Below are 19,735 nucleotides of genomic sequence, written 5' to 3' on the forward strand. Positions count from 1 at the left end.
GTGTTGTCCGTCACCACGGACAACACAACGAAGACCTCAGTAGGTGTTTGTACAAGAGGCCTCGCCGACAGGGCCGTCGAACGCGCCGGCGCCCACGCCGAGCGCTGGAGCGACCACGCCCCAGTCACCGTCAAGTCCGACCTCGGCGATAACTGACCTATGGGCAGGTGCAACTCAACAGCGCGCGATGGCCTCGACGTATCACGCCACGGCCCCCGGTAGAACGCCCCAGGCAGATTCCTCCTTCGGTCTGCGGCAAGCCACGGTCCGCCGCTACCCGGCGGCGTGGATCCGGCGTGCGGCACCGTAGTCGGCGGCCGGGGGGTGTGCCTGGGACAGGGCGGTCAGCACGGCCCCGGCCCGGCTCTCCAGCGGCCGGTACCCTGCCTCTGCGGCCAGGTCGCGGGCCCGGCGGGCGAGTTGTTCGGCATCGTTCCGCGACCCGGCCTCGTGGTTCAGCTCTGCGAGGCCGATCAGGGCCACCACGGCCGGTTGCCGGCTGCCACACGAGTCCGCCAGACGCAAGGCCCGGCGATGGTGCAGCCGGGCCACCGTGCGGTGGCCGAAGCGGTGCTGGGTGGTGGCCAGCGCGTTGAGCGCGACGGCCTCCGCATAGGGGTCACCGGCGCCGTGGAGAATCGCGGCTGCGGTTCGGGCGAGTTTCAGTACCACCTGTTCGGCGGCGCCCGCGTCGAGTTCGACACAGGCCAGATACGCGAGGGCAGTGCTTTCCCCGTCCACGTGCCCGAGCTTGCGGTCCAGGCGGCGGGCCTCCTGGAGGCAGTCCCGAGCAGCGTCGAGCTCTTGGCGCTGATGGTGGGAGATCCCGAGGTTGATCAGGGCGGCGGCCTGCCCGCGTTCGTTGTTGGCTGCCCGGTGAAGGGCGAGGCTCTCCTGCAGATACTCGATGGCGGTGTCGATGCGGCCGATGAGCCCGCATATCGTGCCGAGATTCTGAAGGTTGATCGCGACGTTGATGCTGCGGCCGAGCCTTCGGTTGACGGCCAGGGCCCGGTGCTGCTGCTCGGCGGCCTCACTCGAGTGGCCCTGGATCGACAGCGCGATCCCGAGGTTGGCGTGCCCGGTGGCCTCTCCGACCAGCCATCCGGCGGCGACGGCGAGCCGGATCGCCTGCCGGTAGTGGTCGACGGCGGCGGTGAGGTCCCCGGTGCAGTTGGCGATCACGGCCTGGTTCAACTGCATGGCGGCCCGGGCGCGCGCATCGCCGTGTCGTTCGGCCGCTTCAAGACCGGCCTGCGCCACGGTGGTCCACTCGACGACGTTCCGGTGGGCCATGTAGTAGCCGCGCAGCGCGTCCGCGAGCAACCAGGCGGTCTCGGGTTGACAGGCCTCGGCGGCCGTCACGGTGGCGGTGACGAGGTTGTGCCGTTCGTCGGCGAGCCAGGTCGCGGCCCGGCCGGGGTCGGGGAAGGCGGCACCCTCGTCCGGCTCGGACCGGACCCTGGGCAACTGGGGGAACATCACGGCGGCAGCAGCTCCGGCATACCGGCCGTACCAGCTGTAGGCACCCCGCACCACCGCGGCTCGTGCGGCGTCCGGCTCCTCGACGAGTACCAGATCACGGGCGTACTGGCGGAGCAGGTCGTGCAGCTGGTAGCGGCCCTCGGACGAATGATTGACGAGGTGAGCGTCGACCAGCCGCCGCAGAAGCACCTCGTTGCGGGCCGGCGCCTGTGGACCGGCCGACTCTTCTCCGCGGGTGGCGAGCAGGAGTACATCGGCCAGTGCTGCTGGGAAGTCCGTGAACGGCAGCAGCCCGAGCAGCCGGAACAGCCGCCTCAAGTCAGGGTCGAGCGCGGTGTACGAGTGGTCAAAGGCAACCCGGACAGCCGCGGCCTCGTCGCCGCGTACCGCCAGCTGGTCGAGCCGGTTGCCTCCGCCGAGTCTGGCGACCTGGATCTCCAGGCCTGCCCCGGGCTCGGAGGAGGCCTGTGCCGCGGCGATCCGGAGCGCCAGAGGCAGGCGGCCGCATAACCGTGCGAGCGCAAGGGCGGCCGACCTCCCGGTCTCCTCCGCACCCGGGGGTTGTCGCTCGCCGGCCGTCCGGCGGATCAGCTCCACCGACTCGTCTTCGCCGAGGACACCGAGCGGCAGTTCCCGGGCTCCCTCCCGGGCCACCAGACCGGTCAGCCGGTTACGGCTGGTCACCAGGACCGGAACCCCGGTCGCGCCGGGCAGCAGTGCCCGAACCTGGTCCACCGAGCCGGCATTGTCCAGGACGACGACCATCCGGCGGTCCTCGACAGCCGAGCGGAACAGCGCAGACGCCTGTTCCTCGTCGGACGGCACCCGGTCCGGCGGCACGTTGAGCGCGACGAGGAAACCTGCCAGCGCCTCCACCGGGCGCAGCGGCCGCCCCGGGCCGTGGCCGCGGAGGTCGACGAAGAGCTGCCCGTCGGGGAAGTGCCCGCGCGCACGCTGCGTCCACTGGATGGCCAGGCTGGTCTTGCCGATGCCGGCCATCCCGCTGATCGACACCAGCATCGGCCCAGGGCTGGCCAACTCCTTCTCCAAGGCGTCGAGTTCACCGGCCCTTCCGACGAATCCCGCGATCGGGCGGGGCAGTTGACGTGGCACGATGAGCCGCGGGGCGGCCGAGGGCGGAGCGGTGGACGAGGAGGCGGTGGGCTGCGGCCCAGGGGGCTGCGGCGCAGTCGTCGGTGTGACAGCCGCCAAGGCCGGAGCCGGCCGCGCCACCTCCAGCGCCGGATCGGCGGCCAGGATGCGCAGGTGGAGCCGGCGCAGCTGCGGTCCCGGGTCGATACCGAGCTGCTTCACGAGTTCCCGCCGGGTGCGCTCGTAGTACTCCAACGCATCCGCCTGACGCCCGCTGCGGTACAGGGCGAGCATGAGCCGGCCGGCCCGGCCCTCGTCGAGGGGGTGGTCGGCTGCCAGTCGCTGCAGTTCGCCGAGCACCTCGGCATGCTCGCCGGAGCCGAGCCTGAGGTCCATCAGGTCGGCCTCGGCAGTGCGGTGCCGTTCGTCGAGCAGTGCGCGCAGGTCGTTCAGCCAGGGCGTGTCGATCCGGGGCAGCAGGGCGCCGCGTCGGAGCGCGACGGCCTGCTCCAACAGGAGCCGCGCACGAGCCGGTTCGGCGGTCCGCGCCTCGTCCGTCCAGCGTGCGAAGCAGTGCAGATCGACCGCCATGGGGTCCACCTCGACGGTGTACCCACCGTCCCTGCGCTCGATCCGGGCCGCTCCGGACTCCTCCAGGGCCTGCCGCAGCCTGGACAGGTAGCTATAGAGGGTGCTCCGGCCACGGCGGGGCGGGGCGTCGCCCCAGACCCGTTCGATCAGCTGCTCCGCGGGCACGCAGGCGCGCAGGTCCGCCAGCAGGGCGACCAGGACGCACTGCTGCCGCGGGTGCCCGACATCGACGGCCCGTCGGCCGGCCCGCACCTCGACACCACCGAGTAACCGGATCTGAACTGACATGCCGTCACTCTCCTTCGATCTGCGGGAAATCACGACGCTCGCAAGCCGACGCGCCGCAAGCCTAGCCATCGCAACCGGAAGGTGAAATCGGCGAGCCGACCTGCGAGTTCAACATCGCTCGCAAGGTCCGGGCAAGCCTCGGCTGCGACCTTCGAATCAGCCACACCGGCCGGGGAACGCGGTCGCAGTCCCCGGCCGGCGCGCATCGAGGCGCCCAGGTGGCCGTCCCTCACACCGCAGGAGGAAGTCATGCAGAACACCCTCGCCGTCCAGGACGACATCGACGTCATGCAGCTGCTCGGGGGCTTCGAGGCCTACGCCCAGGCGTCCGAGCTGGAGCTCGACGCGTCGGTCGACGCGCCGGCGCTCAGCCCCGTGTTCATCTCCGTGGCGACGATCAAGTTCACGATCGTCTCGGTGACCGTCACGGTCGCCAACGGCTGCTGACGATAGTCGCACGACGGCGGCTCTGAGGAGGGACGTTGCACCCCTCAGGGCCGCCTGCCGCACCGTCCCCTTCCGGGCCGCGTCGCGGTGTGGCCGCCGTTGCCGCACCGCGACGCGGTCGGGACCTACTCCCAGGGTGGCCTGATGAACCGCCATGTATCCGTCCTCGTCCCCTTCGTGCCCGCCCGGGCCGAGCAGATCATGCCGTTCGCCGCGTTCGTCCAGTGGCGGGGGGCCGCGGCGCTCTGGCAGGGGCAGGGCATGACCACCGAACAGCACCAGGTCTTCACGCAGGTCTGCGGGCTCGGCGCCCGCGTCCCGTTCGGCATCGGCGTCTCGCTCATGCCACTGCGCCATCCCGCGCAAGCGGCGCTGGAGGCCCGCACTCTCGCCGCCGCATCGGGGCACCCTGTGACCGCCGCGTTCGGGCCGGGCGCACCGGAATTCCAGCGCGCGCTGCTCGGCTCCGCGTACCCGAGTCCGCTGACGGCCGCACGTGAGTACCTGGCGATCGTCCGGGCCCTGCTGACCAAGGGCGAGGCCGACCAGGGCGGCACGTACTTCTCCTACCGCGGCCGGCTCCCCCAGCTGCCCACCCCTTCGGTCCGTCTGGGCCTCGGCACCCTGCGGCCGGGGATGGCCCGGCTGGCCGGGGAGGTCGCGGACGTGACGGTCAGCTGGCTCACGCCGCCAGGCTACCTGCGCGACGTCCTGCTGCCCGCCGTCCGCGAGGGTGCCGAGAAGGCCGGCCGGCCCGCACCGCGGATCGTCACCGTTGTGCCCACCGCGCTGGAACGGGCCGGACGCGACACCATTGCGCTGCTGACCGCAGGCAGCGAGCTCCACCTCCGGGCCCCCCACTACCGGGCCATGCTGAACCGGGCCGGGGTGCCGGTCGACCCCGGCCGCCCCCGGGAGAGCGTCCGCGCGGCCGTCGAAGCCGGTGCCATGGCCACCGGGAGCACGGAGCGGATCGCCGAGACGGTGACCGCGTACCACGACGCCGGAGTGGACGAGGTGGTGCTGAACTGCACTGGCGTAGCCGGGGTCCTGGGCCCGCACGCCGCTCTCGAAGATCTGAACGCGCTCTTCACCGGCACCGGATGGGGGACACGATGAGCACGGCAACGGACCCGGTCCCGGCGCCGCCGCCCCTGGGGGTGGCTCGGCTGCTGCTCGTCGGGAGCGGCTCCACGGCCGCGGCCGACCTCCCGTTCTGGGGGGACTGGCTGCGCTACGCCTATCCCGGTCTCACGGTGCGCGCGGTCGTCACCCGTAGCGCCGAACGCTTCGTCACCCGGGAGGCGCTGGCGGGCCGGTTCGGCGGCGGGGCTCTCCTCGACGTCTGGCCCGACGAGGCGACCCCGTCCGCCCGGCACGTGGAGCTGGCGACCTGGGCGCAGGCCATCGTGGTGTACCCGGCGACCTTCGGATTCCTCGCCCGTCTCGCGCTGGGCCTGGCGGACAGCCCCGCCCTGCTGGCCGCCCAATGCACCGACGTCCCGATCGGGGTCGCCCCGGCGCTGCCCCCCGGGGCGACGACCGCGGTGCCCTACCGGTCCCACCTCGCCGCCCTGGAAGCGCGGCCGAACGTCGTGGTGGGAGCACCCGTCCTCGCCCGGAGCCAGACGACGGGCCGGCCCGGGGCCTGGGCGCCGCTGCCGTTGCACCGGCTGCTGGCACTCGTCGAGGCACGGCGGGTACTCCTGGCGGGCGAGGGCGGGAACGGGGAGGGGAACGACCGGCAGGCGGAAGACCGGACCGTGCACGGGGACGACGCGGCCGGGGACGGTCCCCCGGCCCGGGGGGCGAATCATGCCCACTGACGCCGCCGAATTCGGTACGGGCCTGCTGCGCACCACGTTGCGCCGCACCGTGCACGGCTACCGCTGGTCCCGCTCGCCCGGCCCCCGGGCGCCGTCGCCCTTCGCAGCCCTCTCCCCCGGGTTGGTCGACCTGCTCGCCGCTCTTCCCCAGATCCCCGGGGCCGGCTGGCTCCTCGGGGAGGAGGACCGGCTGGGTCACCGCCACTACTCGGCGCGGAGCCCGCTGAGCGCGGCCCACCTCCTGCTGCTGGGCGCCGGCATGGCGGAGGACGACCCTTCCCGCACCCCGATCGTCGAGGCCCTCACCGATCTGGGCCGGCTCCTGGCCAGCCTCCACCGCGTCCGGCTACCGCCCGGGCTCCCACCGCCCGCCGCCTCCCGCGCGCTGCGCAGGCTGCACGCATGGCTCACCGACCGCTCGTCCGTCCCCGGTGCGCAGCTGCTGCGCACCGCCCTGGGCACGCGGCGCTACGCCACCCTGGCACGGGGCTGTGCGAGCGCCCTGGCCCCGGGAAGTTCCGGGGTTCTCTGCCACGGGGCCCCCGGTCTCGGCTCGTTGCTGCTGCCCGACGACACGGGCGGGGCAGCGGCGATGTTCATCGGGGAGGACCTCTGCCGGGCCCCGGCCGGGTACGACCTGGGATGGCCGGTGGGCGAGCTGATCGAGCTGCGATCCTCGCTCGGAGTCCGCGCGCCGCAGTCCTGGCAGCCGCTCGTCAACGCGGTGGCCACCGGGTACGGAGCGGCCGGGGCCGTGACCGACCCTTTCTGGCCCGCCCTGCGCATCGCCGTCCACGCCCACGACACCATCGCATACCGCCCCTGGCCGCCCGAGGCCGCGCTCCCGCGCTTCGTCCCTCTGCTCCGCGATCTCCTCGACGCCTCCGACCTCCACAGATCTGATCTTCTCCCGGAAAGGAGCCCTCATGCGCCCGTTGGCAGGGACATCAGCAGGCCTCAGCAGGACCACGCTGGCGAACGGTCTGACCCTCCTCACTGACCTCCGGCCCGACCGGGCCACCGTCGGTGTCTGCGTGCACTACCGGGCGGGCTTCCGCGCCGATCCCTCCCACCGGCCGGGCCTGGCCCACCTGGTGGAGCACCTCATGTTCCAGGACGGCCGGAGCCGGGCCGGCAACGCCTACTTCGCCGCGTTGCACGCCGGCGGAGGCACAGCCGGCGCCACCACTCACCAGGACTACACCGACTACTTCCACGGTGTCCCGGCAGGCTCCCTACCGCAGGCTCTGGCCGCGGAGGCCGACCGCATGAGGGCGCCCAGGTTCGCGGCGTACGGCATCGCGCGGGAAGTGGGGGTGATCCAGCAGGAGGTGGACCTGTTCAACGGCAAGGGCCCGTGCCCCGGGTTCCCCTGGCCCCTGCTCGCCGACGTCCTGTTCGACCTCCCGGCGAACACCCGGGACGGCTACGGCAACGCCCGCACGCTGGACGGCACCACCGTGACGGAGTGCGCGGACTTCTTCGCCCGCCACTACGCGCCCGCCAACGCGGTGCTGACCCTGTCGGGCCCGCTCGAACCGGCCGTCGCTGACCTGGTCGCGGCCCACTTCGGGGGGATTCCCGCCCGCGCCGTGCCTCCGCCACCGGCCGCCGACGAGCCTCCGCCGACCGTCGACCACGTCGTCACCCGCTTCATTCCCGGCCGCGGGCCGGCTGCCTCGGCCATCGGGTACCGGCTCCCCCCGGTGCCGGGGGACCTGCGCGGCTACCTCGCCCATCTGCTGATGGCGCGGATGCTGTCCTCCCTCGACGGCGGTGGTCCGCTCGGGCGGGCCCGGGTAGCAGGACCGGCCGGCACGACGGAGAGGGCGGGATCGGCCGGCCGGATGGAATCAGCCGGGCCGGCTCCGGGGATCGACGACGCGCGGTGCGGGTTCTTCGCGCCGCTCGACACGACCGGCCCCGACGCCTTGGTCATCGCCGTTCGCCGCCCGCACGGCGCGCCGCCGCAGGAAGCGCTCGCCGTCGTGGACCGGGCGCTCGCCTCCGTCGCGGACGGCGGCCCGCACGGCCTCGACCTCGGTGGCCTCATCGAACGCGTCGCGCTGGAGCATCGCCGCGAGCACGATTCCCCGACCGCCAGGGCCCGTGGCCTGGGACGGTTCGAGACGCTCTTCGGCCAGGCCGAACTCCTCGACGGGCTGCCGGACCTGCTCCGCGCCGTGCCCGCGGCAGACGTCGCCTCAGCCGCCGCAGGGCTCCTGGCCTCGCATCGGGCCGTCCTGCACGTCGAGCCGGCGAAGCCGAGCGGCGGCGTCCGGCGGGGTGCGGGCCCGGCGCGGCCCCACGGTTCCCGGGCGGACGCCGGTCCACCGGCGTCCGGTCCGGGAGCGGTCGATCGGACAGGCCCGGGGGTGGGCACCGGCGCGGCTCCGGGCTGCGGCGCGGCGGCCGCCGACACCGTGGTGCCCGCGTCCCGGGCCGTGCGGGTGGACGCTGGACGGGGCCCCTCCCGGGTCGCCGCACCCACCCGGCCGGCCCGGGACGCACCCGCGCTGTTCAGCGCGTTCAGCGAGGTGGTGCCCGCGCCGGACCGACCCGGGGAGGCACGGGTGGCCACCGTCCGCGACGCCTCCGCGCCACTGCTGGAGTTGCGACTGTGCCTGACCCTTCGCGACGCCCATGACGCTGTCACCGCGTTCACGGTCGCGCGGCTGCTCGCCCGGCGTTGGGCCGCGAACCCCGGGCTCGGCGGCGACTGCACCGCGTCGGTCGAGGGCGTGCGCGTCCACCTGACCGGGTGGCTCCCCGCTGGGACCCGGCGGCGCTGGCCGAACGCGCTGGCCCAACTGCTACACGAACCCGTCCGGCCGGCCGAGCCGCGGGACGGCGCGGACCGGGTCGCGGCTGCGGTCCGCCGAGCCCTCCAGGACCCCGCCTGGGCTCTGGACCGGGCCGCGCTGCGGCTCCTTCACGGCCCGACCGCCACCCCTGCCGGCCTCCGACCCGACATCGAGGCGCTGGTGGACCGGCCGCTGCCGCTGGCCTCCGCGACCCTCGTCGCGGTCGGCGACCTCGACCCCGAGCAGGTGGCCGCGGACGCCCGCCCCGCCCTGGACCTTTCTCCCCCGGCGGCCGGCACCCGGGCGGGCGCGGAGACCGGGGTGGTGAGGAGCGCACAATCCGGTGACGGCGCCGGATCGGCGCCGCCCGATCCCGCCCTGCTGGTCATCCGCCGACCGGGGCCGTCCTTCGCCCTGCTGTGCGCTCGGGAACCCGCCCCCCGCACCGACCCCGCCGCCCGCTTCCTGGCGGTGGCGCTCGTCGGCGGCCACCCCGGCGCGCGGCTGACCGAGGACCAGGGCCGCGCCGGTGCGATCCGGGCCGTGGCCGGACGGGACGGCCGGTTCGGCGTGCCCCGGGTCACGATTACCACCGCTGCCGGCCCGGAGAACACCGAGGACGCCCTCACCCGTCTCGCCCGTGGGCCGGCCCGGCGGGGCGGGCGACCGGCTGTGCCCACGGCTGCGGAGATCACCGCGGCCCGTGTGTTCTGCGCCGGCCAGCTCGCCCGACTCGACAGCTCGAACGCCCTGGCCGACCAGCTCCTCGCCTGGATCCTCCTCGGTCACTCCACCAGCGGGCTCGCCGACCTGCCACGCGCGTTCGCAACCGTCTCCGACACGGAGGTGGCCAAGGCCGTCCGGGACCTCTTCGACGTGCCCGCCTTCTCCGGCGTCCTCTTCCGGAACACCCACGAAAACACACCGCGGAGCACCCCATGACGCTCACCCCGATACCGGAACGTCCGCAACCCGCCCGGTTCGCGACCGTCGACCTCGACCGCGTGCCGCAGGTCCAGCATCTACTGGACCGACTCGGCCTCGGCCGCTACGACCGCTCCACCGTCGTCACCCTGCCGGGCCGCAATGACACCTGGGCCGGGCCCACCACCACGGGAGCAGCCGTCTTCGTCAAACGCCTCACCGGCCCGAAGGAGGACGTCCGGCAACGGCTCGACCGTGCGCTCACCTTCGAGCGGTTCAGCGACCACGCACCGGCCGGCCACCTGCGCGGCCCCCGGCTCCTCGGCCACGACGCCGATGCGGGGCTGATGGCGTTCGAGTACCTCGCCGACGCGCGCGGCGGAGACATCCTGACCGGCACCGGACCCGAAGCCGCAGACACCGCCTGGAAAACGGGTGGCGCGCTCGCCCGGCTGCACGGGACCGCTGCCCCGTCCGGCGGGGCCGGACTCGAGCACCGGCCGCCCGCGCTACCGTCCGACTTCCTGCTGCGAGGCCTGCCGCTGCCCATGTACGAGCGCGCGAGCGGCGCCGAACTCCAGGCCTGGCATTTGCTGCAGAACGACCCGGCCGTGCTCGACGCGATCGATTCCCTCCTCGACGCCGAGCGCACCGCCCCCCGAGGACCGGCCCACTGCGACCTCCGTCTCGACCAGTTGCTGATCACCCCCGGGAGCCCGACCGGAGCCCTGGCGGCCGACTGGGAGGAGTTCCGGCTCGCCGACCCGGCACGCGATGTCGGAAGCCTGGCAGGGGAGTTCCTGTACCGATCGGTGATGGACATCGTCAGCCCTGGCGCTCCCGACCTCCCTTCGAACGGGTCGGACGGCACGGACCGTGAGCAGTTCCCCGACACCACTCTGACCCGGGGCGACGTCCTGCGCCGGGGCGCCGGCGCCCTCGCCCGGCTCCGCCCGGTGGTACGGGCCTTCTGGAGCGGGTACCGGGCCGAACGGCCCGACGCCGATCCCCGCCTGGCCGAACGGGCCACCGCCTTCGCCGGATGGCACACGATCGACCGGCTCCTCGCCGCCGCGGCACGACGCAACCGTCTGCTCGGCATCGAGCGGGCCGCCGCCGGCATCGGCCGCACCGCCCTGCTCGAACCCGCCCGCTTCGCCCCCGTCATCGGCCTCGGAGGACAGGGATGACCACAGAACTCGCCGAACCACTGGCCGCACTGCTCGACGCCGTCTCGCTCGCACCGGACCGCACCTCCGCGACCGTCGGCGATCGGACCCTTCGGGCGGCAACACCCGCCGCGCTCGAGCGCGAACTCGGCAGCGCCCTGTACGAGATGTTCCACGCGGGCCGCGAGCACCGTTCCGGGCCCGTGCAGCTCGCTCTCCACGACGCCGACCTCGTTGACGCGCTGCGCCGAGGTGTGCCGCACCGTCATGTCGAACGCGAGGTCCCGCTCGCCGAAACGCCCGAACGGAACGAACGGTCCTCCTCACGCACGCGACACGACGGGGCTGAACCGCCCAAGCGCGCCGGGGACCTCGCCCTGGCCGGCGCACAGGTGCTCGTGTCATTGGGGGGAGTCCGGGTCCGGCTCCCCGCGGCCGCCGTCGCCACCGCCCCGGCCACCGGCACCGCCCGGGTGACGCTCTCGTCGTGCCGCCCCGCGCTCTCCCCCGGCTTCTTCTCCGTCCTCGGCTCCCGGGAACCGCAGCCCGGCGAGCCCCTGCTCCGGGTCTACGCCCACCTCAGTACCCCCTCCGCTGCCCTGCCGGCCTGGTCAACAGCACTGGACGTACTGGAGAGAGCCGAAGCCGCGTACCGCGCCAAGATCCTCGCCCTGCGGTCGGAATACCCACGCCGCGACGCCCTTGTCATCTACCTGGGCGCAGGCTCGTGGCACGCCTGCCACGACCTGGCGGCCGTCCTGCACGGCTTGCCTGGTATCGCCGCCGACACCTCCGACTTCGCCCTCCAACTCGCCCCCGGCATCGCAGCGGCCTGGGAACCCGACGACGACCGGCCCAGCATGCGGGACCTCAGCTTCGGCCAACACCGGGCCACGGTCCTCGCCCAGGCTCTGATCACGACGGGCCCGGGCGGTGACGCGGCATCCGTCTACCGCGAGGCGGCCACCGCCCTACGACTCGCCCAGATCGACCCCACCGCCCCCTACCGCAACTTCGGCTCCGCCCCGCTCCAGAGCCCTAATCTCTGACGTGTTCATCCGGCTCAGTACCTGCAGGGCAGATCGCCGGCCCACCACTGGCCGGCGTCGAGGAGGCGTTGGACCAGCTCGCACAGGCTGGTGGCCCCGCCCTATCCGGAGGGGCATGCCCATGCAGTCCTCATCAACGTGACGGCGGAGCTCCAGCAAGAATTGATCGACCGTCGCAGCGTCAAACGAAGGCCACACCACCATGACCCGGGAACTCGGCGAGTGGATCGTGAACGAGATCACCGTGACCGACTGACCGACTGACCGGCCGACCCGGTGTGATCGGGCGGTCCTGCGGGACCGCCGGCGGCTACGCCCGGACGCACGGCCCCTGGGAGCCCTTCCTGATCGCTCCCCGGGAGCCCGCTCTGCCCCGCGGGCTCCCGGGGAGCGCCCCGCGGTCCGGCCCGCGCAGCTTCACTGCGCGGCTTCACTGAGGGCAGAACGGTGCTCCCTTCCCTCGGCGCCCCTGATGCCTAGTCTGAAAGGGTGAGCACTGAAGCCCCGAACGAAGCCCGCGTCATCCCCTTCCGCCCGCAGACCTCGCCTCCCGCGTCCGGTGGCGCGGCCCGCCCCCCGCGACCGGCGAGAGCCCCGGAGCCGACCGCGCCGAAGGAACCCCTGTGGCGCGACATCGTCGGCGATGTGCTGCGCCGCGAGCGGCTCTCCCAGGACCGCACGCTGAAGGACGTCGCGCAGGCGGCCCGAATCTCGATGCCGTACCTGTCGGAGCTGGAGCGCGGACGCAAGGAGGCCTCCTCCGAGGTCCTCGCGGCCGCCGCCCGGGCCCTCGGGCTCGGCCTCACCGACCTGCTCTCGCTCGCCCAGGACGAGCTGGCCCGCTACGCCGCCCCGAGCCGGGTGGGCCGGGGCCGCACGGCGCCCACGGCGCGGTACGACGGCCTCTGCCTCGCCGCCTGAACGAGGCGATGGCCGGTCGGCCGGTCCGGCGGGGCGCACCGCCGGACCGGGCGCCCCGCCGGCCCTCGGCCGCGCGAGGTCAGGCGAACGGGAGCCGTCGGCTCAGCACCTCGTCGGCGATGCCGTAGGCGACGGCCTCCTCAGCGGTGAGTACCTTGTCCCGGTCCATGTCCGCGCGCAGCGTCGCCGTGTCGTGCCGCGTGTGCCGGGACAGCACCTCCTCCACCTGCGCACGGATGCGGACCATCTCCTTGGCCGCGAGGCTCAGATCGGAGACCGTCCCTTGCCGGCCGCCGCTGGCCGGCTGGCCGAGCAGCACCCGCGCGTGCTGGAGCACGAACCGTCGCCCGGGGTCTCCTCCGGCCAGCAGCACCGCCGCCGTGGAGGCCGCCTGGCCGACGCAGAACGTGGCGATCGGGGCCTGCACGAACGTCATGGTGTCGTAGATCGCCATGAGCGAAGTGAACGACCCACCGGGCGAGTTGAGGTAGATCGAGATCTCGCGCTCCGGGCTCTCCGACTCCAGGTGCAGGAGTTGCGCGATGACCACGTTGGCGACCCCGTCGTCGATCTCGGTGCCGAGGAAGATGATCCGCTCGTTCAGCAGCCGACTGAAGACGTCGTAGGACCGCTCGCCCTGCGCGGTCCGCTCGATGACGTAGGGAACCGTGTACGACCCCATGTCACAACCCCATCCGTCGGCGCGACGAGGCCGGGCGGATGTCGGCGACCGACTCCACCACCCGGTCCACGATCCCGTACTCCCTGGCCTGCTCGGCCGTGAACCAGCGGTCCCGGTCGCCGTCCCGCGCGATCGTCTCCTCGCTCTGCCCGGTGTGCTCGGCGGTGATCCGCTCGATGGCCTCCTTGGTGTACTGGAGGTTCTCCGCCTGGATCTCGATGTCCGCGGTGGTGCCGCCGATGCCCGCCGAGGGCTGGTGCATCATGATCCGCGCGTTCGGCAGCGCGAACCGCTTGCCGGGCGCCCCCACGGTGAGCAGGAACTGGCCCATGCTGGCGGCGAAACCCATCGCCAGCGTCGAGACGTCGTTCGGGATGAGCCGCATGGTGTCGTAGATGGCGAGACCCGCGGTGACCGAGCCGCCGGGGCTGTTGATGTACAGGCTGATGTCGGTGCGCGGGTCCTCCGCGGACAGCAGCAGGAGCTGCGCGCACACCCGGTTGGCCGACACGTCGTCGACCTGCGTGCCGAGCAGGACGATCCGCTGGGCGAGCAGCTGCGCTGCGAGGTGGTCGTCGAAGCGGCTGGGCGGTGTGTCGCCCTCCGCCGCACGGGGCCGGGGCGTGGTGGGTGGAGTCATCTCTGCTCTCCTTGTCGGGGCGGGCTTGCCTCGACTCCACTTTTGACCCGGGAGGCGCCCCCGATGCGGTTTATCTGCCCGCCGCAGATTCGCCGGAAGCAGAGGTCCCGGCCCGGACACGGCGCTGGCGACGGACATCCGGGAGCGGGCGGGGCCGGGCGCAGCGGCCGGTGCGGGCGGTACCGGGGCTTCCGCCCGCTCGGGACTCCGGGCCGACTCAACCGGACGGTGTGCGCGAGGAGCACACGCCGAACCACTGCTCGGCGCCGTACCCCCCGAACCGCTCCACCTCGGTGAACCCCGGCTTCGCCGCCAGGCACATCGAGCGCTCGTTGGCGGTCTGGGTGCAGAGCACCACCGGCTCGCCGGGGAACGCTTCGGCGAACCGGTCGAGTGCCACCGCGCACGCCTCGGCGACGTACCCGCGCCCCCACGCTTCCGGCAGGAACAGGCAGCCGAGCTCGGCCTCCCCTGCCTCGGGACGGACGTGACCCGGACGCCGTCGGTGAGGTGAGCGGTGGGGGTGTCCGCGGCACGCGTGTCGAAAAGGCAGGCGCCACCGTCGGGCGTGGCGTCTCGCCGTCAGCCGACCACGTCCGACCCGCCGCGCCGCCGGGGCCGGCGTCGCCGCACGCCGCCGGCCCCGGCGGCGTTCACCACGAGACCGTTCACGGCCTCATCGGTCAGGTGCCCGCGCCGAGCCGGGCTGCCTGGCCATCCACCGCCCCGTAGCCGGCTCAGATGTCCACCCAGAAGGCCTCCATCCAGTGGCCCTCACCGATGCTGCCGATCCACTGGTCGTACGACCACTGGCCCGTGCCCTTCCAGCCGACGTTCTGCACGTGGGCAGCGGCCTTCATGGTCTCGTTGGTGCTTCGCAGGCGGATCGCCTCGAGTACGTTGCCGTTGGCGTTGGAGATCTCAAGCATGTAGCCCGGCGGCACGTAGTCCTCCGAAGCCGTCCCGTCGTTCGCCCAGTGCGTCTGCACGTTGAAGTTCAGAGCGCCGACCGTGCCGACGATGAAGCGGACCGCGTCGATCGGGTCGTTCTTCGCCTCCGTTCCGGTGAAGCCCGCTTCGTTGCTGCACACCACGGCGGTCCATCCCGCGGTCCGCGCGTGCGCCTGGAAGCACAGGACGCGCCCCTGGGTCTCGGGGCTGAACGCGGTTCGCGCCGCGCTCGCCGCGTCCACGGTCCGGGCCTGTTCCGGGGACAGCTTCTCGACCTTGACCACCACGCCCGTCGCGGGAGCGGGCGGGTCGGCCGCCTGCGCCGCTGGCACGATCCCGACGAGCGTGAGAGCAGTGAGCGCCGAAACGGCGGCCAGTGCACGGAATCGCATGATAACTACCCCATTCGATTGCTGGATACGCTGCTTTGCACGCGTCATGAAATAGCACCCGGAACGCCCCGACCACAGGATTATCGGACACATTTTCAGCCGGACCCCATAGGCCTTGGACCAGCCCCTCATCGAGGCACAAAGCCCTGGTGGACGACGCGATGACCTCAACCGAAGAGGGTGCCACGGCCCAGCAGCGAGCCAGGTTGGGCCGATATCTGGGGATAGAACTGATTCCGCCGGATCTTCGGCCAACTGTCCCGACCATTTCCCTGTGAGCTGTGCGGTCGGCCCCAATAATGTCGGATGGCATGAGAAGTGGCATGAATTCCCGACATTTGCTTCGATCAGCCCCCGGCCGGGGGCGCTGTGTTCGGGCTGGGCGTGTGGATCACGTCGCCAAGCGGGCCTCGTCAGCGCCGAGGCTCCCCCACCGCTGCCTGCAACTGGGCTTAGCCGAGGCCCAGTTCGCGCAGCGCCTCGGCGTCACCGGTGCGGTGGGCGTACGCTGCGCCCGCGGCGCGCCCGGGGGGAACTTCGCCCACCGGATCGGGTCGTCCTCGAACGTGACCGGCTCGGCCTCGTCCGCCTCCGGCACCGGGCCCTGTCCATCCTCCGTCAAGGATGCTCCATCGGGCACCGGGGGCCTGCGGCGCGGATCGACCAGTGTTGATCAGACTGGTGGGATCGTCCACCGACGGCAGTTGCAGGGTCAGCGACGTCTTCGCCGCCATCTGCAACGCCTTCGCCCAGTCGGCCCGGCCCTAGGGGGCCTTGGTGACGACGGGGTCGATCCACGCCCCGACGTTGTTCAGGCCGAAGGCGAAGCAGTACTCGGAGCCAAGGGTGATTCGGAAGACACCGCTAACGTCCAGGTTGACGGGCATTGTTGAGCCGACCGACACGGCTCGTTCCACCTTCCGCTCGCCATCCAGCTCGATGTACATCTTCACGGTCGTGCCGGAGGACGAGCTGTCGGCCAGGCCGTACGACATGGTCAGAGTGGTGTACTCGCGGTCGAGTTGCCAGGTGGCGGAGGCGCACGTGCTGGAGAGCACCGTGGGGTAGACCGTGCCGTTGACCTTCTGCGGTCCCCGGGTGTAGCTCTCGCTCTTGTGGTTGACCGGCTGCAGGTCGTCCACCAGGGAGACCCGCTTCGGTGCGGGAGCCGCCGTCTGGCCGCTGCCGCTCGGGGTCGGAACGGTGGAGGGTACGGACGAGCTGGTCGGGGTCGCGGTCACGGTTGCGGTCACGGTTGCGGTCGCCGTGACGGTCTGGGTGACCGTCTGGGCTGTGGGCGAGTTCACCACCGTCGGAAGCCCGAAGAAGCCCAAGAGGAGGCCGGCGACGGCGGTGCCGGCCGAGACCAGCGCGGCTATCTCCCCGAGGCGGCGACCGCCCGCGGGCGTGGGCCCGCCGCCAGCACCCAGCGGATCCGGTGGGGCTCCGCCCGGCGGAGGTTCAACGGTCACTGGTTCTCCTTCAATCAGCTTCAGTGCGACAGGTGTTGATATCTCTCTACATCAACTGGCGAGACGTCAGAAGTGATATTGGCCGCTCCCTGCCCCCTAAAACAGATGGCCCGGGGACATGGGCAGGACCAGCAGGGAGAAGCGGTGACCTCCGGGCAGGGGGCCGAAGTTGATCCGAAGGCGAGCACCACCGGCACCACCAGCGGGGCAGCTTGTGGTGACCTCCGGTTCCGTCACGGTGAGACGGTGACGGAACCGACTGCCCCAGCAGGTGCCAGCCCCGCTGCGGCCGGCACTTCCCAACTCGGCCCGCACAGGCCGGCCCGGCCTGTACTGCGGGCAAACGTGCCGCCAGGCCGCCCTACGCCAGCCTCGCCCGACCGGACAGGCCCGCAAGCTACGGGAGCTGCTGGAGAGCATGGCACCGCAGCCGGCCGGCGCCGGACAGCAGGGCCCGGAGTCGATGGGTGGCGAGGAACTCGCCCAGGTGGTCCGGCACACCAGAGCCGCCCTGGAGCACTCGGCGGCCCGGTACGAGGCTCTCGACCTGCCGCCCGACCGGTTGGGCTCGGGGAGGCGGCAACAAGGTGCGGCCTCCGCTCTCAGGGGACGATGACGACCTTGCCGCGGATACGGCCGGCTTCACTGAGGCGGTGGACGTTCGCAAGGTCGGCCAGCGAGTGTGATGCGCTGATGTCGAGTGCGACCTTCCCCGCGTCGACGAGTTCCACGAGCGCCGCCAGGTCCGCCGCATCGTTGCGGGCGACCATGTGCGTCGCCCTCACCCCGGCGTCGGCAGGCGGTTCGACAGGGGTCGCGATCGAGACGATCCGCCCGCCCGGCCGTACCGCGGATGCCAGGGCCACGGTGTCGTGCGGGCTCAGTGGGACGAGATTGAGCAGGGTGTCCACCGGACCGTCGAGCGCGGCTGCGACCGGCCCGGCGGTGTAGTCGATCACCTGGTCCGCCCCGTGCCGCCGGACGGCCCCGGCGCTGCGGGGACTGGCGGTGGCGATAACCTCTGCCCCGGCATACTTGGCGAGCTGCGTCACGAAGCCGCCGACCCCTCCCCCCGCGCCGTTGACCAGCACGCGCTGGCCAGCGGCCACCTTCCCGTGCTCGAACACCGCCTGCCAGGCCGTCAGGCCCGCCACCGGCAGGGCTGCGGCGTGCGTGAGAGGAACGGCTGCCGGTGCCGGAACCAGCAGTGCACCCGGCGCCCGAACGTACTCGGCGGCCGCTCCGGCACCCTCCAGCCGCCCGACGACCCGGTCGCCGACGGTGAACCCCTCGGTCCCCGGGCCGATCTCGGCGACCGTGCCGGCGACGTCCCAGCCCAGCGTGTAAGGGAGATCCACGGGCAGGAACGCCTGTAGCAGGCCGGCGCGCAACGCGGCCTCGGTGGGGTTGAACGAAGTCGCCGCGACGCGGACGAGCACTTCACCGGCGCCGGGTCGCGGCCGCGGAACGTCGTCGTAGCGGATCACGGACGCATCGCCGAACGCGTGGATACGAGCGGTCTTCATCTTCATGTCGTGAACCTACGGCCGTCCACGGAGACGATCCATGCGCCAGGGTGCCCTGTTCATGCGTGCTCGTCTCATGCGTACGCTCGCTCCATGGATGTGCTCAGCGACGTGATCACGGTGGCGCGAAGCGGCCGGCCCCGGTCGGCGTACGTGCGATGGCATGCACCCTGGCGACAGCAGTTCGCGTCCGTACCGGGTTCGGCAGGCTTCCAGGTGATCCTGGAGGGCCATTGCTGGCTCCTGTCGCCACACGCGGCGCCGGTCCAACTGGACGCGGGCGATGTGCTGTTCCTGCCGCACGGCAGCGGGCACACCCTGGCCGACAGCCCGGCAACCGCGGCCACAGCCCCGGTCTGCAGCCCCGACGACGCCGAGGTGCCCGGGCCCTACGCGTCGGACAGCGTCGACCGGCTCGGTCAGGGCGGCCCGGCCACCGTGGTGCTCTGTGGTGCCTACCGGCTCGACCCGTCCCGAACCCACCCCCTGCTGCTGACCCTGCCCGACCTGATCCACCTGTCGGCCGACCGGGACCGCCATCCCGAGTTGCACGCGGCGGTGCAACTCCTGGCCGCCGAGGTGGGCAATCCGCGCCTGGGCACCAGCGCAACCGTCCCCGCGCTCCTGGACACGCTCCTGATGTACATCCTGCGCATCTGGCTCGCCGAACAGCCCGCCCGAGACAGCATCACCGGCTGGGCCGCAGCACTCAACGACCCGGCGGTCACCGCCGCCCTCCACGCGGTCCACCGGGACCCGGCAGCGCCCTGGACCGTGGCGAAACTCGCCGCGGAAGCCGGCCTCTCCCGGGCGACCTTCGCCAGGCGCTTCACCTCCAAGATCGGTCAACCGCCCGTCGGCTACCTGACCTGGTGGCGACTGACCACGGCAGGCCGCCTACTGCAGGCGACGGAAGCGCCCTTGAGATCCATCGCCGCCCAGGTCGGATACACCTCCGAGTTCGCCTTCGCCAACGCGTTCAAGCGCACGTACGGGCTGGCCCCCGGCGCGTACCGGCGCCGAAGCTGATTCGGCGGCGAGGACCGTGAGTACGTTCACCTGGATGCGACCGGGCACGCGGACGGCGGCGGTGTGCACATTCGGGTGTACGCCGACAGCGCCCGGCCCGGGTCGTCCTGCTCGGCCTGGACGACTGTCTCCACCAGGGCGTCGCGCAGGTGGGCGGTGAGGACCAGGTGCCGGCGGCGCAGCGACTCGTCCTCGCCCGGCCAACCGGCCGCTCGGCCGCTCGGTCTCCTGGTCCTGGACGAAGCGCAGCTGCGGCGGGTCGGGCAGCGCCGCCAGGTCCAGGCCGAGCTCCTCGAGCAGCTCCCGGCGCAGCGCGCCGAGCGGATCCTCGCCGTCCTCGACCAGGCCTCCGGGCAGCGAGTGCTGGAGGCCGGCCGAGCGCTGGCGCCGGATCAGACGGGCGCGGCCGTCGTGGATCAGCACCGCGCAAACCCCCACCCGGTGCTC

16 protein-coding genes and 2 pseudogenes are annotated in these 19,735 nt (G+C 72.6%); 10 read left to right on the forward strand and 8 right to left on the reverse strand.

The window, feature by feature from the left end:
- Nucleotides 1–273: 273 nt before the first annotated feature.
- Nucleotides 274–3,456: a BTAD domain-containing putative transcriptional regulator gene (locus AB0J08_RS27630; RefSeq protein ID WP_360639904.1), complete on the reverse strand. Its 3,183-nt coding sequence runs from the start codon at nt 3,454–3,456 to the stop codon at nt 274–276.
- Nucleotides 3,457–3,705: 249 nt separating this feature from the next.
- On the opposite strand from AB0J08_RS27630, the gene AB0J08_RS27635 reads away from it, so the two are divergent.
- The 8 genes from AB0J08_RS27635 to AB0J08_RS27670 all read left to right on the forward strand — a co-directional run bounded on the left by AB0J08_RS27635 (nt 3,706) and on the right by AB0J08_RS27670 (nt 12,596).
- The gene (locus AB0J08_RS27635; RefSeq protein ID WP_360639907.1) at nt 3,706–3,903 is read left to right on the forward strand and encodes a hypothetical protein; all 198 of its coding nucleotides are present in this window, start codon (nt 3,706–3,708) and stop codon (nt 3,901–3,903) included.
- A gap of 144 nt (nt 3,904–4,047) precedes the next feature.
- Complete coding sequence (locus tag AB0J08_RS27640) at nt 4,048–5,022, forward strand: LLM class flavin-dependent oxidoreductase (protein WP_360639910.1); 975 nt, start codon at nt 4,048–4,050, stop codon at nt 5,020–5,022.
- Complete coding sequence (locus AB0J08_RS27645) at nt 5,019–5,729, forward strand: flavoprotein (protein ID WP_360639913.1); 711 nt, start codon at nt 5,019–5,021, stop codon at nt 5,727–5,729. The genes AB0J08_RS27640 and AB0J08_RS27645 overlap by 4 nt, the downstream gene beginning before the upstream one ends.
- Nucleotides 5,719–6,729, forward strand: coding sequence for a hypothetical protein (locus tag AB0J08_RS27650; RefSeq protein WP_360639916.1), 1,011 nt, complete (start codon nt 5,719–5,721; stop codon nt 6,727–6,729). The genes AB0J08_RS27645 and AB0J08_RS27650 overlap by 11 nt, the downstream gene beginning before the upstream one ends.
- Nucleotides 6,656–9,475, forward strand: a complete 2,820-nt coding sequence (locus tag AB0J08_RS27655) for an insulinase family protein (protein ID WP_360639919.1) — start codon at nt 6,656–6,658, stop codon at nt 9,473–9,475. Before AB0J08_RS27650 ends, AB0J08_RS27655 begins: the two co-directional genes overlap by 74 nt.
- On the forward strand, nt 9,472–10,647 hold the full coding sequence (lxmK, locus tag AB0J08_RS27660) for a class V lanthionine synthetase subunit LxmK (RefSeq protein ID WP_360639922.1): 1,176 nt from the start codon (nt 9,472–9,474) through the stop codon (nt 10,645–10,647). Before AB0J08_RS27655 ends, lxmK begins: the two co-directional genes overlap by 4 nt.
- Complete coding sequence (locus AB0J08_RS27665; RefSeq protein ID WP_360639925.1) at nt 10,644–11,675, forward strand: T3SS effector HopA1 family protein; 1,032 nt, start codon at nt 10,644–10,646, stop codon at nt 11,673–11,675. Before lxmK ends, AB0J08_RS27665 begins: the two co-directional genes overlap by 4 nt.
- 489 nt (nt 11,676–12,164) lie before the next feature.
- Nucleotides 12,165–12,596: a helix-turn-helix transcriptional regulator gene (locus tag AB0J08_RS27670; protein WP_360639928.1), complete on the forward strand. Its 432-nt coding sequence runs from the start codon at nt 12,165–12,167 to the stop codon at nt 12,594–12,596.
- Nucleotides 12,597–12,675: 79 nt separating this feature from the next.
- Here AB0J08_RS27670 and AB0J08_RS27675 read toward each other — a convergent pair whose 3' ends face one another.
- From AB0J08_RS27675 to AB0J08_RS27695, 5 genes and pseudogenes are all read right to left on the reverse strand, one after another.
- Nucleotides 12,676–13,278: an ATP-dependent Clp protease proteolytic subunit gene (locus tag AB0J08_RS27675; protein WP_360639931.1), complete on the reverse strand. Its 603-nt coding sequence runs from the start codon at nt 13,276–13,278 to the stop codon at nt 12,676–12,678.
- A gap of 1 nt (nt 13,279) precedes the next feature.
- Nucleotides 13,280–13,918, reverse strand: coding sequence for an ATP-dependent Clp protease proteolytic subunit (locus AB0J08_RS27680; protein ID WP_360639934.1), 639 nt, complete (start codon nt 13,916–13,918; stop codon nt 13,280–13,282).
- A gap of 217 nt (nt 13,919–14,135) precedes the next feature.
- Nucleotides 14,136–14,417: pseudogene (locus tag AB0J08_RS27685) on the reverse strand (GNAT family N-acetyltransferase); the annotation flags it as partial.
- A gap of 238 nt (nt 14,418–14,655) precedes the next feature.
- Complete coding sequence (locus AB0J08_RS27690; RefSeq protein WP_360639937.1) at nt 14,656–15,309, reverse strand: hypothetical protein; 654 nt, start codon at nt 15,307–15,309, stop codon at nt 14,656–14,658.
- 716 nt (nt 15,310–16,025) lie between these two features.
- Nucleotides 16,026–16,733: an NPCBM/NEW2 domain-containing protein gene (locus AB0J08_RS27695; protein ID WP_360639940.1), complete on the reverse strand. Its 708-nt coding sequence runs from the start codon at nt 16,731–16,733 to the stop codon at nt 16,026–16,028.
- Between the two features lie 418 nt (nt 16,734–17,151).
- Between AB0J08_RS27695 and AB0J08_RS27700 the strand changes: the two genes are divergently transcribed.
- The gene (locus tag AB0J08_RS27700; protein ID WP_360639943.1) at nt 17,152–17,349 is read left to right on the forward strand and encodes a hypothetical protein; all 198 of its coding nucleotides are present in this window, start codon (nt 17,152–17,154) and stop codon (nt 17,347–17,349) included.
- Here AB0J08_RS27700 and AB0J08_RS27705 read toward each other — a convergent pair.
- Nucleotides 17,336–18,265 carry an NADP-dependent oxidoreductase gene (locus AB0J08_RS27705; RefSeq protein WP_360639946.1) on the reverse strand — a complete coding sequence of 310 codons (930 nt, stop codon included), beginning with the start codon at nt 18,263–18,265 and terminating at the stop codon, nt 17,336–17,338. The two genes, AB0J08_RS27700 and AB0J08_RS27705, sit on opposite strands and share 14 nt — an antisense overlap.
- An 87-nt stretch (nt 18,266–18,352) precedes the next feature.
- On the opposite strand from AB0J08_RS27705, the gene AB0J08_RS27710 reads away from it, so the two are divergent.
- Nucleotides 18,353–19,288 carry an AraC family transcriptional regulator gene (locus AB0J08_RS27710; RefSeq protein WP_360639950.1) on the forward strand — a complete coding sequence of 312 codons (936 nt, stop codon included), beginning with the start codon at nt 18,353–18,355 and terminating at the stop codon, nt 19,286–19,288.
- A 276-nt stretch (nt 19,289–19,564) separates the two neighbouring features.
- Here the strand turns inward: AB0J08_RS27710 and AB0J08_RS27715 are convergent.
- Nucleotides 19,565–19,726: pseudogene (locus AB0J08_RS27715) on the reverse strand (NUDIX hydrolase); the annotation flags it as partial.
- Nucleotides 19,727–19,735 lie beyond the last annotated feature (9 nt).

The sequence above is a fragment of the Kitasatospora sp. NPDC050463 genome, from assembly GCF_040655255.1.
Classification (GTDB): domain Bacteria; phylum Actinomycetota; class Actinomycetes; order Streptomycetales; family Streptomycetaceae; genus Kitasatospora.

Coding starts and splice junctions, on each gene's coding strand:
- AB0J08_RS27630 (WP_360639904.1), bottom strand. CDS start 3,456: ATGTCAGTTCAGATCCGGTTACTCGGTGGTGTCGAGGTGCGGGCCGGC.
- AB0J08_RS27635 (WP_360639907.1), top strand. CDS start 3,706: ATGCAGAACACCCTCGCCGTCCAGGACGACATCGACGTCATGCAGCTG.
- AB0J08_RS27640 (WP_360639910.1), top strand. CDS start 4,048: ATGAACCGCCATGTATCCGTCCTCGTCCCCTTCGTGCCCGCCCGGGCC.
- AB0J08_RS27645 (WP_360639913.1), top strand. CDS start 5,019: ATGAGCACGGCAACGGACCCGGTCCCGGCGCCGCCGCCCCTGGGGGTG.
- AB0J08_RS27650 (WP_360639916.1), top strand. CDS start 5,719: ATGCCCACTGACGCCGCCGAATTCGGTACGGGCCTGCTGCGCACCACG.
- AB0J08_RS27655 (WP_360639919.1), top strand. CDS start 6,656: ATGCGCCCGTTGGCAGGGACATCAGCAGGCCTCAGCAGGACCACGCTG.
- lxmK (WP_360639922.1), top strand. CDS start 9,472: ATGACGCTCACCCCGATACCGGAACGTCCGCAACCCGCCCGGTTCGCG.
- AB0J08_RS27665 (WP_360639925.1), top strand. CDS start 10,644: ATGACCACAGAACTCGCCGAACCACTGGCCGCACTGCTCGACGCCGTC.
- AB0J08_RS27675 (WP_360639931.1), bottom strand. CDS start 13,278: ATGGGGTCGTACACGGTTCCCTACGTCATCGAGCGGACCGCGCAGGGC.
- AB0J08_RS27680 (WP_360639934.1), bottom strand. CDS start 13,918: ATGACTCCACCCACCACGCCCCGGCCCCGTGCGGCGGAGGGCGACACA.
- AB0J08_RS27690 (WP_360639937.1), bottom strand. CDS start 15,309: ATGACGCGTGCAAAGCAGCGTATCCAGCAATCGAATGGGGTAGTTATC.
- AB0J08_RS27700 (WP_360639943.1), top strand. CDS start 17,152: ATGGCACCGCAGCCGGCCGGCGCCGGACAGCAGGGCCCGGAGTCGATG.
- AB0J08_RS27705 (WP_360639946.1), bottom strand. CDS start 18,265: ATGAAGATGAAGACCGCTCGTATCCACGCGTTCGGCGATGCGTCCGTG.
- AB0J08_RS27710 (WP_360639950.1), top strand. CDS start 18,353: ATGGATGTGCTCAGCGACGTGATCACGGTGGCGCGAAGCGGCCGGCCC.